Raw genomic sequence first — 18,104 nt, forward strand, 5'->3', positions numbered from 1 at the left:
AATATGACAAAACAAATCGTGCTGGCCACAGGCAACCAAGGCAAAGTAAAAGAACTCGGCGGTATGCTTGAGTCTCTAAAAATAGAAATATTACCTCAAAGTCAGTTTGAGGTGTCAGATGTGGAAGAAACCGGTACTACTTTTGTGGAAAATGCCATCATAAAAGCCCGCCATGCAGCCAAAGAAACCGGGCTTCCAGCCATCGCCGATGACTCAGGTTTAGAGGTTGACGTACTCAATGGCGCACCAGGTGTTTATTCAGCTCGTTTTGCAGGTGTAGGTGCAAGCGATCAGCAAAACATTAATAAATTACTCGCAGCTATGGCAAATAGTGACATACGCACCGCTCGATTCTGGTGTGTATTGGTATATATGCGCCATGCTGAAGATCCAACTCCCGTGATCTGCCAAGCAAGCTGGGAAGGCACTATCGCCAACTTGCAACATGGCGACGGTGGTTTTGGTTACGATCCTGTATTTTGGGTCGAGAGTTTGCAAAAAATGGCCGCAGAGCTAACAAAGGAAGAAAAGAACGCAATCAGCCATAGAGGGAAAGCACTGCAACAATTAATGACCCACTTTAAGAGTACCCTGTGAACCTCCCTCCATTAAGCTTATATGTGCACGTGCCTTGGTGCGTGCAAAAATGTCCATATTGCGATTTCAATAGTCACAGCCAAAAAGGCACTATCCCTGAGCAAGAATATATTGGCCATCTTCTTGACGACCTCAAAGCAGATTTACATCTTGTGCAAGGTAGAAAGTTACACAGTATCTTTGTTGGCGGTGGTACACCTAGCCTACTTTCTGGTGCTGCGTATGTGTACTTGCTAGAACAAATCGAAGCATTGATTGGTTTTGAAGATGATATTGAAATTACGTTAGAAGCCAATCCAGGTACCGTCGAAAGCGATCGTTTCAAGCATTATGTTAAAGCCGGTATTAACCGCATCTCAATCGGCGTGCAAAGCTTGCAAAGTGATAAACTCAAAGCGCTAGGGCGTATTCATGGTGAGCAAGAAGCCTTAAATGCAGCAGCAGAGGCACATGACGCAGGTCTAAACAGTTTCAACATGGATTTGATGCACGGTCTACCAAATCAGTCTACTGACGATGCGTTAAGTGATTTGCGACGGGTCATTGAATTAAATCCGCCACATATCTCTTGGTACCAATTAACCATAGAGCCCAATACCCAGTTTGCGTCTAAGCCTCCAAAATTGCCTGAAGATGAAACCCTTTGGGCAATACAAGAAGCTGGCCAAGCATTGTTGGCAGAGCATGGCTATCAGCAATACGAAATATCCGGCTATGCCAAACCCAATTATCGCTGCAAACACAATTTGAATTACTGGCGCTTTGGTGACTATCTGGGAATTGGCTGCGGCGCACACGGTAAAATTACGCTACCAGAACAAAATCAAATTTTACGCACAGTCAAAGTTAAGCACCCAAGGGGCTATATGGATCTCACTAAGCCTTACTTGTATGACAGCTGGCACGTCGCACCAGAGGATAGGCCCTTTGAGTTTTTTATGAATACTTTTCGCCTATTAGAGCCAACACCTAAGTCTAATTTCACGGCGTACACCGGGCTGCAAGAAACTGAAATAGAACAACAATTGAACCATGCAATTCGCTTAGGATTATTAGAAATGCAATGTGATTCATGGTTTGTAACAAATAAAGGGCACAGGTATTTAAATGACCTGTTAGAATTGTTTGTCTAAATTTAGGTGACATGTAGTATGGATATTACGTAGCTATAAAGTTTGCATTAACGCATATTCTAGCTGTCGCTCGCCGCTTAACATATAATGGCCTACACTGAGATTTATCTTCAGTTAGACTAATGATGTCTATAAGATTTAAAAAGAAAAAAGGGTAAAACATGCGTAAACTTACCATCATCGCTGCTGCAATATCAGCAACGTTACTGGCAGGCTGTCAGCAAACAGCTGAGCAACCGAAACCAGTTACTCCTGTGCAACAAGTTGTTCAAAGTGAAGTAGAAAAAGCAAATGCGTTATTTGAAGAGTCATTTAATCGCAGTGTAATGCGTAGTCCTATCTACCAAACCTACCTAGGTATTAAAAAAGACTATGATAAATGGGATGACGGCTCTGAAGCACGTCAACTAGAAGATCTAGCGCTAACGAAACAAGACCTTGCTGCTATTAATGCCATCGACAGAAGTAAGTTAGACCTGCAAACTCAAGTAAGTTATGACCTCTTCAAGCAAGGTTTAGAAGAAGAGATTGAAGACTTTAAATGGCGTCGATACTCTTACCCTGTAAATCAAATGTTTGGCACGCACTCGATGATCCCTGCATTTTTGATTAACCAACACCAGATCTCTGATGTGAAAGATGCGAAAGCTTATATTGCGCGTTTAAATGGTGTACCGAATGTATTTGATCAACTTATTGAAGATTTAGGCAAACGCGCTGACGCTGGCATTATCGCACCTAAGTTTGTATTTCCTCATGTTATCGAGTCCAGCAAAAACATCATTAAAGGCGCGCCATTCGCAGCAGGTGATGACTCTACATTATTAGCTGACTTCAAAAGAAAGGTCGCAAAATTAGAAATTTCTCAGAGCGATAAAGACGCGTTAATTACGCAAGCAAACAATGCTTTAACCTCTGCCGTCAAGCCAGCTTATAGCAAACTGATCAGCTATTTACACAAGCTTGAAAAGCGTGCTGATGACAGAGATGGCGTATGGAAGTTCCCTGAAGGTGAAAAGTTCTTTAATGTGGCGCTTGAGCGCACAACTACGACTCAGCTTTCGGCTGCCGAGATCCATAAAATTGGCTTAGAAGAAGTCGCTCGTATTCATGACGAAATGCGTGAAATCAAAGAAAAGGTTGGCTTTAAAGGTGACCTCAAAGAATTCATGACATTCATGAGAACTGACAAGCAGTTCTATCTGCCAAATACAGAAGAAGGTAAAGCAAAATACCTAGCCGATGCGACTGCTATGATAGACAATATGAAGTCTCGCCTTGATGAGCTCTTCATCGTGAAGCCAAAAGCAGATATGATCGTAAAACGTGTTGAGGCATTCCGTGAAAAGGCTGCTGGTAAAGCATTCTACCAACAACCAACTCCTGATGGCTCTCGCCCTGGTGTTTACTATGCCAACCTATATGATATGGAAGCGATGCCAACATACCAAATGGAGGCACTGGCTTACCATGAAGGTGTTCCCGGCCACCACATGCAGATTGCCATTTCTCAGGAACTAGAAAACATGCCTAAGTTCCGTAAGTTTGGTCGCTATACAGCTTATACAGAAGGATGGGGACTGTACTCTGAACTAGTACCAAAAGAAATGGGCTTATATGAGGACCCATATTCAGATTTTGGCCGTCTAGCGATGGAATTATGGCGTGCATGTCGTTTAGTTGTTGATACTGGTATTCACGCAATGAAGTGGACGCGCCAAGAAGGTATTGATTACTATGTAAACAACACGCCAAATGCCAAGTCTGATGCCGTTAAAATGGTTGAAAGACATATTGTTATGCCTAGCCAAGCTACAGCATACAAAATTGGTATGATCAAAATTGTTGAACTGCGTGAAGCCGCGAAAAAAGAACTGGGTGATAAGTTCGATATCCGCGAATTTCATGATGTTGTACTTAAAAATGGACCAGTTCCACTTAACGTACTTGAACAATTCGTTGATCAGTGGGTTGCGAGCAAAAAAGGCTAATCACCCGCTAATCGAAACGACGTATTAGCTAAAATAATATGCAAACAAGCCCCGCCATGTGCGGGGCTTTGTATTTTCACTTCCCCGCCAAGCTTTTGTGTCACTAAGTTATAAATAATGCTTAAACCTAATCCAATACCACCTTGATTTCTTTGTGTGGTTATAAATGGTTCAAAAATAACTGGTAATAACTCTTTATCTATGCCTTTACCATCATCTTTAATATAGAGGTGTATATAATCGTTCACGACCAAAGCTGAAATTACAATGTTAAGTAATTGCCCTTCCTTTTTTGCATGCTGAATACAGTTACTGAGACTATAGGTAAAAACCTGAACAAAGACATTCGGGTAACTTTTGAGCATTAACTGCTCTGGAATTTCTATCTCCATATGATAATCAGGTGTGCTTAACTCATGCTGATAGCAATCAAGTACGCCACTCACCAGGGCTTTAAGATTAAACTCTTGTATCTCATCATATTCTTGTTGTACCGATACTTTTTTAAAGTCATCGATCAGCGAGGCTGTCCGCAGCAAATTATTTTCTAATAGAGAAAGTGCAGACTCGGCTTCTGCTATCAAGTTCGTTAATGTCTGCTTTTGCAGCTGCCCTGACTCCAAGTCCTTTTTAAGTACCTCAACTTGCTCTTTCAGGTGAGATTGGCTAGTAATTGCCACACCCAACGGCGTATTAAGCTCATGGGCAAAACCGCTGACCATATTACCTAAACTTGCCATTTTCGCCTCTTCAATCAATCTTTGTTGAGCTGCACTGAGACGTTCTAGCAACGTTTCTATAAACGCCAGTAGACTATCCAAATGATGGGCTATTTGAGCAATTTCGTCTTCTCCATCAATATTAACGCGGATCGAAAAATCTTCATGCTGGGCAACGTTTTTGAGGACACGGCTGATAGAAATAATATGTTCAGAAATGCGAGTATTAAGAATGTACAACAATAGCAGGCTAAAACAGCTGATAAGCACAATGATCACAAGACACGTGAGGATTAAGTTTTGCTTCTCAGTCAGATCTTCATTAAACAGTTGTTTTGATACAACCTCAAAGTGGCTTCTGATTGAGAGCTTTAACTGATGCAATTCAGCTCTTACGCCTTGGCTGTGATCTAGCCCTTGCTTTTGTAACACACTAATATAAGTCTTAAAGCCTTGCTGATACTGATTTAGTATAGACATTAAGTCCTGCGACTTGTCGGGAAACTGGGTCGTGATAAGCAGCTCTGTTCGAGCTAATAGATCTTGATGTATCAATAAATAATTAGGGTCTAGTCGCAACAAAAAATCCTTCTCTCGACGCCGTAACTCCAGCAAGAGTATTTCCAATTGCGGATGTGATGTTTGCTTGGCAATATCCTGCAGCGCATGTGCTTGACGCCTAAAATTGCCATAAACACCCTCTTCTTTATCATAGCCCAACAGTGCCTGCATTGAAGCCAGTTGTTCATATTTAAGTGTAAACCGCTTTACTTCTTCATCTAGCTTAAACAACAGATCAAGATCTCGTTGCTGGGCAACTAACATACTGAGCAGCACACTATAGCTTTCTCGATAAGAGAATCTATCATCCTCAATAGAAGCAAGGCTATCTCTTTGGCGCTCGATCAAAAATCGTTCTTCTTGGTCTAGCAAGCGCTGAATTTGTGTTTGTAATTGAAACAAGTGATCATTTAACTGCCTTGTTTGTTGTAATTGAACGTAGAGAAACCAACTTGCAATAATGATCACAATGGCAGATCCTACTGCTGCTGTTTTGAAAAGTAAAAGTGACTGCCTTAACTGCACAAACTGCCCCACACTGAATTTTGCCCCAACTAAAGTTTAGTCGAAGAAAATTATTATGGTATTTATTACACTTTTCCGAGAAAGTGAGTATTTCAAAGTCATAATGTCTTTTTATGAACTATTTTATGTCAACAATTGACATCATTGTTTTTGACTTCTGCCTGCGAGAAATAAAATGGAAATTTTCATAGCCCTATTCGTATTATTAATACTCATAGTACCTGCTGTCATTTATACAACCTATGTGCAAATGTCTACTCGAAATAAAGTACGACTTGCTGATTCTATTATTTACATGATTAAACACGATGAACCTGTCAAAATCGATATGGAAATCCTAGAAGGCCTTAAACTTTCCCCAAAAGAAAAAAGTTATTTATTGAGCGTTTATAAAGCACCAATCAAGCTACAAGAGTAATATTAAGTATAAACTTCAAAACTGCAGGAAGCCTTTTTTATACTGGGTATGAAAGGAAAAAATTGAAGTGAAAATTTTTGAAATACAAATAAAAAAGCCTCAGAAAACTCTGAGGCTATAAAAAGTGGTACCAGTGGGCGGACTTGAACCGCCACGCCCGAAGGCAACGGATTTTGAATCACATCTAGATACTAAAACAGTATAACAATATCATTGACTTACAACCCACCAAAAAGCTACTCTAAAACAAACTCTAAAACTATTTAAGAAAATGTAGGTTATGGATAAGAAAAAAGATTACATACGCCTTGAGAAAGGTTTAGCAATTTACAAAATGGAAAAATCAGCAAATTGGTATATCTACTTGTGGGATAAGGAAACAAAGAAACCTATTCAAAAATCGCTTGAAATTAAAGATAAAACAGAAGCAGAGCATGAAGCAAGATTTTTAAAAAGAGCTAAAGAAAAAGGTTTGGATTGCTCAATTTTATCTCAACCTTCTCAAAAACTTAAAACAATTATAAATTCATTATTAAAATCTTACGAAAAAGAACGAAAAGCTCTCAATACACGAGATAATAAATACAAAGAGCTTGGGCGATATATTAACATTTTTAATGAGCTAAAAGAGGGGTTTGGAGAGATCAATATTAAAGATCTTGATTATGCTCATTTGCTCGCTTTTTATCAAAAATATGAAAATAAGATCAGTAAAACACAACTGAGATATATGAATTTAGCAATTAAAAAATTGTTTAATCACTGCCTAAGTGAAAGATTAATTAATGTTGTTCCTGCAACCCCGAAAATTAAAACAAAAGTTGGTGAAACGGGTACGTACTTCACTAACACTGATTACAATACCATTATTAATAAACTACAAAACAGAAGTAGAAAAAAAGGCATTCAAACAGAAAACAACAAATTACTATTAAATGCTTTTATATTTAGCACACAAAGCGGTATACGAACTGGTAAAGAATTAACAAATATCCAGTGCGGAGATCTGACAGTTGAAGAAATTCAAGGGAATAAGTATTGGATTTGTCAGATAAAAGGCGGAAAAATAGCAGAAAAAGACGGTGTTAAAAGAAAAATTATATTAACCCCACAGGCTATGAATTGTATTAAAGATATATTAAGTGATACAGCTTTAATGGGCGGTATTGTAGACGCTCATTTAATAAGAGTATTAAAGGATAATAAAGACCGTTATTTATTCAGAAGAAAAAAAGGTAAAGAAGTTGATTTTGCAACTCTATTTTCTGATCTTAGAAAAGATATTATTGATAATCTGATAGAAAAAAATCTAAAAATGTATAGTTGCCGTCATACATTTATAACTAATCAGCTAAAGCGTGGAGCAAATATTAATATAGTTGCAAAACATGCGGGAACCAGTTGTGAAATGATTGAAAAACACTATAACCATCTTTTGTCAATCATGAAGCCAACTGAGCTACTAGAAGAAGGTTATAATGTAGAAACTAAATATCAAGTATTACCCAGACCTGATTATGACTTGATGTTCGCCAACATCGAGCTAATGGAAGAAACTAATAAAAAACTATCTAAAATGACACCAGAGGAATCAGAACAGTATTTAAAAGATAATAATATACCAGTAAGTCAAGCACCTATATAACAAGAAGGGGCGACTTAACCTCTATTAAAATAACCACACATTAAAAATGTCAACTTAATTCAAAGGCTAATGTAAAAATACTCGAAATGAGTATACTCAAAATACTAATCTATGGCTTGAATTGTTTCCAACTAGAACCTGAAGTTTTTTTGTCACTTGAACTAAAAAATTTATTTAATTTTAAATTTTTATCAATTAATTTTTTTGAATCGGTACAATCAAACTTCCATCTAATATATTCATCATTATTATATTTATGGTTAAAACAATATTTTAATGCAATGGAAAAAGCTAATCCTGCAATGAGGTAGTTACTTAGTCTTACTTGATGTAAATTTTCCCACTTAATACTCTTTAACCTTGAAAAATATTTGTTTTTATTAATTTTTTTTCTTTTTCTTAACATTTCAAAAAATGCTACAAAAATATCTGATAAAGAAAGTTCTCCTCTATTTTTTCCTATAAACTCGTCCAACTCAGGGTACTTCCCCAATAAGAATGAAATTTCTTTAACCAACCATAATTGTGTATCTTCATATCCAAGTTCCGTTGATAATTCATCAGCTAATGACTGAGCAAATTTCCAGCTACTCATGGTCTTAACCCTTTCATAGCCTTTTGTTTAGTGGGTTTTATTACAGGAGTAGCAGGAACACATATATCTTTTTCCGTATAGTGTTCGTTTTTGGTCATTTCTCTAATAAGCAATTTGTTCTTGCTATAGTAATCTGAGTTGTATCGCTTCGCTCGTTTTGTTACTGGTTTATAATCACTAGGTGAGATCTTAAGTTGCTTTAATACAGCATAATTAAATGTTTTTTTAAGTGCCGAAATGATACTTTTTTTTTGAAGTTCTGTTTTAACTGTATTATTCAAAATTTTTGAAACGACAATGTTCAAATGAGGATTTTTCTGGTCATGTATATTAATAAATACATTTTTTTTAATTTCATCTGCTGAAACACCAGTAAAAGAGATAATCGTATTTAATATTTCTTTTGAGAAATAAACCCAATCTGACTTTTCAGGATGAGCTGGAATATTTTCTGGTAATGTAAATACAAATGACTGAGCAAATGATGATATTGCTCTACCACCTTTTCTTTTCTTAGCTCGTTGAAAATCACGTTCAGCCGCTGCTAAAGTAACTCGTTTGTATAAATCATCAATATTGCCAAACAAGGGCTTTATTTGAGTTTTTCCCTTATGGTTCTGATGGTGTGGATTAGTTAAATAATTTAAGTATCGGGCTAACCCCTTATTCTGATCTTTTATTGGTTTTGCTATTACTGTCCAGTTTTTCAAATCCATTTCCTGTGTAGTTATACTTAATAGATAACACGCAAAAAAATAAAGTCAAACAAGGTGGTGTGAATTTTTTCTGGAGTTACATATTCCAGATAGGACAACCTTCATCAATACTTCGTATTTAGGTTGTCACTGGTTCTGCGAAGCTTAAAAGTAAAAAAAATAAAAATATTTTCACACGATAATTACATAATATTTTTAATATAATAATACTACAAAGCCAGTTATAACTCATTTTGAGTAGCGTCACTACTCAGCAAAAATATTTAAATGATTTTTTCTATTTATCAGAAAGATAAGTGTCGTTAGACACACACAGATTGTTTTTTATTAGCTAACTTTCTGGTTATCTAATAATTTGAAATCACTTAGTGGATAACATCTACTTAATTGATTTTTAAGGGTTTTTCTGATATCACATCTCTTGTAATATTTTATTTATCGGTGTAAGTTTCAATTAGGTCATTAATATAGGAGAACCTAATGAAAAATATATTTACCCCTGAAAAAAAGCAACAATCACTAGCAAGAACCACAAGTAAGTCAGTTCAGGATAAGTCTGGAAACATCATAGAATCACAAACTGTTGATGAATATAAGAGCTATAAAGATTCAGAACCTTCTTTTGTTAAAGAATATCTACAAGATCAAACAAAATTAGATAATTTAAAGAAAGGTACAGTTAAGATCTTTAAAAGACTTTTTCCACTTGTAGTTTTTAATGACAATTTAATCATTCTAAACGCATCAATTAAAAAGGATTTATGTTTAACGCTAGGTATACAACTTAGTACATTAAACAACGCCCTAAATGAGCTAAAAAAGAGTCAATTATTAATTCATATCGACACTGGCGTATATATGCTAAATGTATTTTATTACGCTAAAGGCCATTGGTCAGAAATAAAAAAAATAAGATCACAGATAAGCTGCAACGTGATTCACAGTGATCCTAACGATGAATCAAGTCCAGTTAAAAATATTGAATTTAATTTTGATAAACTAATTATTAACAAAGATAAATATAACTCGGTCAAAAAAAGACAAGTACCTGATACAAGTAAATCAGAAAAACTACCAAAGGGGAAAAATACACAAACACATAAAATTAGTAAAAATAAAAAAACTTTAATAAGCACAATTATTGAGCTTTTCCAATTTAATAAATTAGATAGAAACAACAACACCTATATAAACCAAGATAGGGAGGGACTGAAAAACAGTTGATTTTTAGGGGGAAAACGTAAACTGAGTATAATCAAAATAAGTATTGTTAATCTTTAAATTAATTATTTGCAATACTTATTTTGAGTAAAATATAATTGGGAATCTAAGGTTTTAAAAATAACTTTTGGCTTAAGGGTTCCAAGAGTTATCTTGTTCAACAGCCATTGCAGATGGGTTATTTGTTACCAATTGCAATACAAAGCTTTTAAAGTCATCTTCGCTAAGGGTATTAATGCCAAGTTTTTGATTTAATTCAGGCCAATTGGTAGAACCATTAGTTGCATGAAACCTCCACCATTTTTTTATATCCGTACCTAATCTTATTTTATTACTAGAGCTATTCTCTGTATTATTTCTGGATTTTACCTGTAAGAATTGACCGTCAGAGCTAACAAAATCTACTGCTTTAAGAACAGAACCCCATGCACAATACCAATTGTGAGGAGCTAAACGTACTGATAAATATTCTTCTAAAATAGTACCAAAGATATTTTCAGCAGACATTCCTAACCTATGTGCCCATTTAATACTGTCTAAATCATCATCGGTCAAATGATTTAGCTTGGCTTTGATCACCATATCTAGTGCAGAATCATGTTTTGTACCAGGGGGATTTGAAACTCTTTGGGAGGGTCTATTATTAAAATCACCAAAATGAGCATTAACCCATTTTTCAATGGCTTGCTCATTTGTTAAAATCTTACCTCTAAAGGATGGAGCCAGTTGTTCAATGCTACTTGCTCTGAATATCACTGAACTACCTTCTGTCCAGCTATGTCCTTGTGAATTAGCGAATTGTTGCGCGTAACTTAAAGCGTTATCTATACCTTTTGCTTGTACTGCACTATAAAAATTGATCGATGATCCGCTCATTATATACTCCTATAAAATAATGAGTAGATACGATATCAAAGTAAAAGTTTATGTTCTACATATAGTTAGTTAAATTATGATACTTTAAGTAACTCAAGTTGATCATGATTAATTTCTTCTATGCATTTAGGTAAAGATGCTTTCCACTCAACATCACAAGTATTTTTATATCGAGAATATTTAAAACCTTGATAATTTTTTACTTCTTTACCATTCATCAATTTAATTAAGTGCTTTCCAAGGGCATATCCTAACCCAACAGGTACGGCATTCCCTATTTGCCTATATTTCTCTAATAACTTTCCTTCTATGCTCCAATTGTCAGGAAATTGCTGAATAGCTTTATATTCCTGCACAGACAAAGGTCTATTTTCGACAGGATGAGCAAGATCAGTAGCTGGCATTGCTGGATGAGTTACTACAGTTGGTGTAGGTTTGTCCCATGAAAGTCTTCTTAAGAAGCCACTTTTTCCACCACCAGAATAAAACGACTTACCCATGGCTTCTTTCTGTAAATCTATAGGTAAACTTTTCCAATTTTCCCCAGCCTTTAACTGTCTATAGTATTTTAATCTCTTCTCTGGGAATTCAACATGATCATGCTCTAAACTAGCAAGATCCTTCTCTTGGTACAATTCTTTAAATGTCTTCCAGACAGGTAAATTAAAATCACCCTTTTCACTATGCGTTGGTTCAATATAAGGCGCTTTTGTACCATCTTTGGAGCAAATCATAATCACACGTTCACGACTTTGTGGTACTCCAAAGTTAGCAGCATTATATAGCTCAAAACTAACACCATAGCCATTAGCTTCTAGCTTCTTAATAATATGTAGTAAAGCCCCGCCTTTTTCTTCTTCATAACTTAAAGGAGCATCTTCAATAGTTCTTTCACTATGCGGTCGGTGCTTTAAAGGTGCAGAAAGCAAGCCCCTAACATTTTCAATTACTAGATACTTAGGCTTTATTTCCATTGCAATATCTATATATTTTAAAAATACGTTTCCACGTTCATCTTCAAATGCTTTTCTTTTACCTGCGGTACTAAAAGCTTGGCAAGGTGGGCCCCCACAGATAACATCTATTTCATCACCAACATTTTTACCAATAAAATTCATTATATCTTGTGCAGAATAATCCCTTATATCGCCTAACAAAGCCATTTCTGGTTTATTAGTGTTTATAGTGGAGCGACAATGTTTATCAACCTCACATGCTAATAAGCAATCAAATCCAGATTTTTCGAGACCAAGATCTAATCCCATAGCGCCAGAAAAAAAACTTAATAACTTGGGCTTATGGTTGAAAGTTTTATTTTCTAAAGGGTGATCTTCTATAGCTTTATTTTTCATATAATTATCCAGAGATTTTTTTTCAATTACCCAAGATTTTCCGACTAATTCAGATTCAATAATCTTTTGTCTGCAAAGTGCTCGAATTGATTGTTCAGATGTAGAAAGAAGACTAGCTGCTTCTTTTACAGAATATAGGGACTCCATACGCTTTCCTTAACGAAAGAATTTACAGTCCCTATGATATATATCTATAAATGATCGTCAAGGGATCAAGTCCGATAGATATTAAAATAATTGAAAAAGTTGTTTAAATGAAAAATGTAAAAGGAAATAAATGAGGGAGCTTAATTTAAGCTTAAACCTGAAAATAGATTGATTGACGTTTTTTAAAAAAAATGGTACCAGCGGACGGACTCGAACCGTCACACATTTCTGCGGGGGATTTTGACTTATAAATCAATAACTTACGTTATCGCACGGACTATATCATCAACCAATTAATATTGGTGCTGGACGCTGTTTCACAAAGATATTAACTCTTTGCTAATTCCTGTTATTAAGCCTATTTGCATAAGCTCAGGTAGTCTCTGAACCTTCCCACGCTGTGGGCTTGGCTGCTGATTGGCATTGTATAAATACAAATAGCTTTCCAGCAATTCATCCAGTTTTTCTCACTTGAAATTGCTTCCAAGGGGGACACAATTTTTTAAAGACACAATAGTTTATCCCCTGTGTCTACCAATTCCACCACGCTGGCACTTTGAACAGCTAGAATGTCAAGTTTGGCAGCTCGACAAGCTTGTAGATTTTATACTTATCTACTAAGTTTATCAATGATTTAGAGAACTTAACTTGTAAGCAACTCTAAAACACTCTAAAACAACTTTTCATAGCTAAAACAACTGTTAAACCACTGTTTTTAATGATAAAAACGATTGACCCAAGGTGTATTTTGAATCCGTCATGTCTACCAATTCCATCACACTGGCATCATTTTTCTTTAATCTTCTAACTTTGAGAAGATAAAGAAAAACCACTTTGAGCTTAGGCTTTTTTATTTGCCCTCGTCTCTATGCCCTGCATTATACAAATATGTGACAGCCCCGCAAGCAATTTTTTTAATAAATATGTTCAAGTGCTTTGTATTTGACCAAAATCATAAAATATCGAGGTTTTACCTATAAGTGTCTATATTAAGTGTAAAATATTGCGATTAAATTTTAGATAGGTTTTTAAATGTCAACTTTTCCTCGTGCTGGGTTTAATAGAAGAGTGGCATCATTAATATATGATGCGCTCGTTGTTATCGCTTTTGCAATGCTCACTACCGTGGTTTTTTTGGGCCTAGTTCAAGGCATGTTATCTCTAGGCTGGTATTCATTAGAAGGACATGAAGATGTGTCAGCCCTTATCCAATCAACACCCACTTTATATTACAGCCGTTCAGCATTACTTGTTATTGTGTCAGTCTCTTTCTTTTCTTATTTCTGGACAAAAAGCGGCCAAACAATTGGTATGAGAGCTTGGCGACTGAAAGTGCAAAACCCCGATGGTAAATTGCTAACTTGGCCTCAAGCGATATTAAGAAGCTTGGCAGCTTTATTCGGCTTGGGAAACGTACTTGTGCTCTTCGACATAAAGCACAAGCGCGCATTACAAGATTTACTAAGCGGGACTGAAGTACTGGTACTCAGTAAAGAAGAAAACAAAAGAGTTTATGATAGTTTAGATTAACACGTTCAAAAAGGCGCCACTGGCGCCTTCCTATTGTCTTCTCTGCAAAAAGTACATCGCCACGAGTGTAAAAATAATACTCGGCATGACTGCGCCAACAAACGGCGAAATTTGATACACCATGACAATTGGGCCAAAGACTTCATTACTCAAATGGAAGATCAATCCAGTCACCACGCCCATTATAATTCTTGCCCCCATACTCACTGAACGTAATGGTCCAAAAATAAATGACAAAGCAACTAACAACATCACCGCAATCGTGACTGGCTGCATTACTTTTCGCCATAACGCCAATTCGTAATTGCTGGTATCTTGCTCGTTTTGCTCAAGGTATTTTAAGTACGATAGTAAGCCTGTAAATGACAAAGACTCGGGTTCAAATGAAGCAACTCCTAGCCTATCAATCGTGAGCTGAGAACCATAAAGCTTTGTTTGCGCATAGTAGGTGCTAACTTGTTCGTCACTAATTTGCACTTCTTCTACTGCTTTAAGCATCCACCCTTGTTCAGAGGTGAGTGCAGACTGTGCTCTGGTTATTCTTTCTAAGTTTAAGTCATCCGAAAAGTGATAAATATTGATATTGGTCAGTTCACCTGACTTCTCAACATTGGCTATATTGATAAAGTTATTTCCATCTTTTGCCCATAGCCCCTTCTGCGCATTGTAGACTTCACCACCATAAATTGCCTGATTTCTTAATTGTTTGGCGGTACGCTCTGCTTCCGGCGCCCCCCACTCTCCTAGAGCCATCATACATATTGCTAATATGATGGCGGTTTTCATCACCGACCCAATAATTTGTAGGCGTGACATACCCGCAGCTTGCATCACCACTAACTCACTACTTGAGGCCAACGCCCCCAACCCCGTCAAACCGCCTATCAGCGCAGCCATGGGGAAAAACACCACAATGTCACTTGGCACACTATATAGAGTGAATAATAGTGCATCAGACACTTCATAAGTACCTCGACCGACAGAGCGAAGCTGCTCGATGAACTTAATAAGTGTATTTATGCCGACAAATACTAATAATGCGAAGCTCGTAGTTTGCAAAATACTTCGACCTAAATACCAATCAAGCATTTTCATCATGCGACTGCCTCCCTCTTTCTCAACATAGATCTAAGCCATACCCCAAAAGGTCTGCCTTTGACGATGAGATAAGTCCCGATGAATAAAATTGATAAATGGATCCACCACAATCCCACTGAAGGCGGGATCTTGCCCTCAGCCACCAAATATTTACCAGCATTGAGTAAAATGAAGTACCCCAAATAAATGCCAATTGCAGGTACCAGCTTAGCAAACTTACCTTGGCGCGGATTTACAACACTGAGCGGCACCGCTAATAAGGTTAAAAGCAAAATAGAAATAGGTGTTGCGATCCGCAACTGAAATTGTGCAACTGCTTCTGGTGTATTAAGCTCCAGCAAACGGCTAGAAGGGAGGTCCTCTAGTTCACGTCTTCGACGTTCAATTTCTTGCTCTTGGATCTGAACCTGATAACTGCCAAATTCAGTCTTGTTTAACGCTTGACTAAATCCATCCGTTTCATAGCGTTTGCCGTCTTTCAATATCAGTTGCTGCTCTCCAGATTCCCCTTCAGCCACCTCACCTTGTTGGGCATAGACAATTCGGGCGGCATTGTTGGACTCTTTTTCTGGCAATTGAGCCACAAAAACTTTATTTAAGACAGAGCCCTGCTCGCTGGTATTGTGAATAAACACAACCGCTTTTTCATTGCCTGTTTGCTGAAAACGCCCCGCCCTCAATTGTGTTAGACCGGACTCTGCATTTGCTTGTTCACGTAATTGGTTTTGTTTTTCACCCGCCCATGGCGCAACATATAAACTGACTGTCGCGGCAATTAATGCAACAAAAAAACTCGAAATAAGCGTAACGCGAACAACATACCACTCGCTCACACCGCACGCCTTTAACACCGTCATTTCACTGTCTGCATATATCCGGCTATACGCCAGTATAATGCCTAAAAACACACTCAATGGCAGAATATATACAGCTAATTTTGGTAAATTAAGCGCTAAAAACGACAATACGAGTTTTCCTGGAATTCCTCCACCTGAAGCTTCGGCTAAGATTTTGACAAATTTTTGAGAGAGAAAAATCGTCATTAGAGTAAGGAAAACGGCGACCTGCGATTTTAAAACTTCAGCAGTCAAATATCGAAAAATTAGCAATGTTCGCCCCTATAAAACGTCTCATTTCACTGGAATAGTAGGAAATTTTGAGTAAACTGGTTATTTTAGTCACTTTATTATATGCCATCAAAATCAAATATCCTACTAGTGCAGCTGCACTAAAGTAACTTAGTTAACTTGATGTGGTTTGGCATTTAAAGTTTGAAATGGCATAACTTAGACTTAGGAGTCGCAATGGAATTCAGCGTTAAAAGTGGTAGTCCAGAAAAGCAACGCAGTGCTTGTATTGTTGTTGGGGTGTATGAACCACGACGTTTATCGCCAGTTGGTGAGCAGCTGGATAAAATCAGCGAAGGCTATATTTCCAATTTATTACGCCGTGGTGACCTAGAGGGTAAGCCAGGGCAAGTATTGTTATTACACCATGTACCCAATGTATTAAGTGAACGCGTTTTATTAGTTGGTTGTGGTAAAGAGCGTGAGCTTGATGATAAACAGTACAAACAAATTATCTCAAAAACCATTAATACCTTAAATGAAACAGGTTCAATGGAAGCGGTTTGCTTCTTAACTGAGCAACATGTTAAAGGTCGTGATACTTACTGGAAAGTAAGACAAGCGGTTGAGACCACTCAAGACTGTTTATATACATTCAATCAGCTGAAAAGCAAAAAAAGTGAAGCACGACGCCCGCTACGTAAAATTGTCTTTAATGTACCAACTCGCAGAGAGTTAACCATAGGCGAAAACGCCATTGAACATGGTTTAGCCATTGCTGCAGGTGCAAAGCTATGTAAAGACGTTGCCAATATGCCACCGAATATTTGTAACCCACGTTACCTTGGTGAGCAAGCGGAGCTATTAGCTAAAGAGTTCGATAATGTCACCGTTAACCTCGTCGGTGAAAAGGAAATGGAAGAGCTAGGTATGCATTCGTACCTCGCAGTTGGACGTGGCAGTGAGAATGAGTCTGTCATGTCTGTGATCCATTACAACGGGGCATCAGAAAAACAAGCACCTGTCGTATTTGTCGGTAAAGGCCTAACGTTCGACTCAGGCGGTATTTCACTTAAACCAGGCGAAGGCATGGATGAGATGAAATACGATATGGGCGGTGCCGCTGGTGTACTTGGATTAATGCGTGCGGTTGTAGAAATGCAGCTGCCACTGAATGTCATTGGCGTTTTAGCTGGCTGCGAAAACATGCCAAGTAGCCGAGCATACCGTCCAGGCGACATATTAACGACTATGTCAGGCCAAACTGTTGAAGTACTTAACACCGATGCTGAAGGTCGATTAGTATTGTGTGATGCTTTAACCTATGTTGAAGCGTTTGAACCTGAAACGGTTGTGGATGTTGCGACCTTAACAGGTGCCTGTATTATCGCGCTTGGTCACCATGCTTCAGGTTTACTATCAAACCACAACCCGCTTGCACACGACTTGCTTAAAGCGTCTGAACAAAGTGGCGACAGAGCTTGGCAACTGCCACTGTGGGATGATTATCAAGAACAGCTAAAAAGCCCGTTTGCAGATTTCACTAACTTAGGTGGACGTCCAGCAGGCACTATTACTGCTGCTTGCTTCTTATCTAAATTTACCAAGAAATATAATTGGGCACATATAGATGTTGCGGGCACAGCTTGGAAAAGTGGCGCAAATAAAGGTGCAACAGGCCGTCCAGTGCCAATGCTAATGCAATACTTGCTAAATCGTGCAAACATCACGGATGGTTTACAAGATTAAACTTTTTGAGTAAATACTCACGAGATCTTTGGGTAAGGTTAAATAACTCGCCCTAAGGTCTTCTGTAGATTGATGAGAGCCGTATTCTGTGTCAGAATGCGGCTTTATTTTGAACGCTGGACAGGCACAAAGTATTTTTACTTTGTACGCTATATTCAGTACCG

Annotated in this window: 15 protein-coding genes; 8 read left to right on the forward strand and 7 right to left on the reverse strand. The window is 37.5% G+C overall.

What is annotated here, in order from left to right; all coding sequences use genetic code 11:
* The first annotated feature begins 3 nt into the window (after nucleotides 1–3).
* From L1077_RS01140 to L1077_RS01150, 3 genes are all read left to right on the forward strand, one after another.
* Nucleotides 4–597 (forward strand): XTP/dITP diphosphatase, encoded by a 594-nt coding sequence (locus tag L1077_RS01140; RefSeq protein ID WP_237135240.1) that lies wholly within the window; start codon nucleotides 4–6, stop codon nucleotides 595–597.
* On the forward strand, nucleotides 594–1,730 hold the full coding sequence (gene hemW, locus L1077_RS01145; protein WP_237135241.1) for a radical SAM family heme chaperone HemW: 1,137 nt from the start codon (nucleotides 594–596) through the stop codon (nucleotides 1,728–1,730). Before L1077_RS01140 ends, hemW begins: the two co-directional genes overlap by 4 nt.
* A gap of 161 nt (nucleotides 1,731–1,891) precedes the next feature.
* Complete coding sequence (locus L1077_RS01150) at nucleotides 1,892–3,721, forward strand: DUF885 domain-containing protein (protein WP_237135242.1); 1,830 nt, start codon at nucleotides 1,892–1,894, stop codon at nucleotides 3,719–3,721.
* Here the strand turns inward: L1077_RS01150 and L1077_RS27535 are convergent.
* A complete protein-coding gene (locus tag L1077_RS27535; protein WP_237135243.1) occupies nucleotides 3,718–5,526 on the reverse strand; it encodes a sensor histidine kinase in 1,809 nt (602 codons plus the stop codon). The two genes, L1077_RS01150 and L1077_RS27535, sit on opposite strands and share 4 nt — an antisense overlap.
* A 175-nt stretch (nucleotides 5,527–5,701) precedes the next feature.
* Here L1077_RS27535 and L1077_RS01160 point away from each other — a divergent pair, with 175 nt between their 5' ends.
* Entirely contained in the window at nucleotides 5,702–5,944 is a 243-nt protein-coding gene (locus L1077_RS01160) for a hypothetical protein (protein ID WP_063360770.1), read from the forward strand.
* 280 nt (nucleotides 5,945–6,224) lie between these two features.
* On the forward strand, nucleotides 6,225–7,589 hold the full coding sequence (locus L1077_RS01165; protein WP_237135244.1) for a tyrosine-type recombinase/integrase: 1,365 nt from the start codon (nucleotides 6,225–6,227) through the stop codon (nucleotides 7,587–7,589).
* 109 nt (nucleotides 7,590–7,698) lie between these two features.
* Here the strand turns inward: L1077_RS01165 and L1077_RS01170 are convergent, their stop codons facing one another.
* Nucleotides 7,699–8,184, reverse strand: coding sequence for a hypothetical protein (locus L1077_RS01170; protein WP_237135245.1), 486 nt, complete (start codon nucleotides 8,182–8,184; stop codon nucleotides 7,699–7,701).
* Nucleotides 8,181–8,894 (reverse strand): hypothetical protein, encoded by a 714-nt coding sequence (locus L1077_RS01175; protein ID WP_237135246.1) that lies wholly within the window; start codon nucleotides 8,892–8,894, stop codon nucleotides 8,181–8,183. The genes L1077_RS01170 and L1077_RS01175 overlap by 4 nt, the downstream gene beginning before the upstream one ends.
* Before the next feature lie 486 nt (nucleotides 8,895–9,380).
* On the opposite strand from L1077_RS01175, the gene L1077_RS01180 reads away from it, so the two are divergent.
* Nucleotides 9,381–10,124, forward strand: coding sequence for a replication/maintenance protein RepL (locus L1077_RS01180; RefSeq protein WP_237135247.1), 744 nt, complete (start codon nucleotides 9,381–9,383; stop codon nucleotides 10,122–10,124).
* A gap of 129 nt (nucleotides 10,125–10,253) precedes the next feature.
* Here the strand turns inward: L1077_RS01180 and L1077_RS01185 are convergent, their stop codons facing one another.
* Both L1077_RS01185 and L1077_RS01190 read right to left on the reverse strand, forming a co-directional pair.
* Nucleotides 10,254–10,997 carry a SinI family restriction endonuclease gene (locus L1077_RS01185; protein WP_237135248.1) on the reverse strand — a complete coding sequence of 248 codons (744 nt, stop codon included), beginning with the start codon at nucleotides 10,995–10,997 and terminating at the stop codon, nucleotides 10,254–10,256.
* Nucleotides 10,998–11,071: 74 nt separating this feature from the next.
* Complete coding sequence (locus tag L1077_RS01190) at nucleotides 11,072–12,496, reverse strand: DNA cytosine methyltransferase (RefSeq protein WP_237135249.1); 1,425 nt, start codon at nucleotides 12,494–12,496, stop codon at nucleotides 11,072–11,074.
* A gap of 1,032 nt (nucleotides 12,497–13,528) precedes the next feature.
* On the opposite strand from L1077_RS01190, the gene L1077_RS01195 reads away from it, so the two are divergent.
* Nucleotides 13,529–14,026, forward strand: a complete 498-nt coding sequence (locus tag L1077_RS01195; protein ID WP_237135250.1) for an RDD family protein — start codon at nucleotides 13,529–13,531, stop codon at nucleotides 14,024–14,026.
* A gap of 30 nt (nucleotides 14,027–14,056) precedes the next feature.
* On the opposite strand, the gene lptG is transcribed toward L1077_RS01195, so the two are convergent.
* On the reverse strand, nucleotides 14,057–15,124 hold the full coding sequence (gene lptG, locus L1077_RS01200; protein WP_237135251.1) for an LPS export ABC transporter permease LptG: 1,068 nt from the start codon (nucleotides 15,122–15,124) through the stop codon (nucleotides 14,057–14,059).
* Entirely contained in the window at nucleotides 15,121–16,233 is a 1,113-nt protein-coding gene (gene lptF, locus L1077_RS01205; protein WP_237135252.1) for an LPS export ABC transporter permease LptF, read from the reverse strand. The genes lptG and lptF overlap by 4 nt, the downstream gene beginning before the upstream one ends.
* Before the next feature lie 195 nt (nucleotides 16,234–16,428).
* Between lptF and pepA the strand changes: the two genes are divergently transcribed.
* Entirely contained in the window at nucleotides 16,429–17,940 is a 1,512-nt protein-coding gene (gene pepA, locus L1077_RS01210; protein ID WP_063360774.1) for a leucyl aminopeptidase, read from the forward strand.
* The last annotated feature ends 164 nt before the right edge of the window (nucleotides 17,941–18,104 follow it).

The organism is Pseudoalteromonas luteoviolacea, from assembly GCF_021654285.1.
Lineage (GTDB): Bacteria > Pseudomonadota > Gammaproteobacteria > Enterobacterales > Alteromonadaceae > Pseudoalteromonas > Pseudoalteromonas luteoviolacea_J.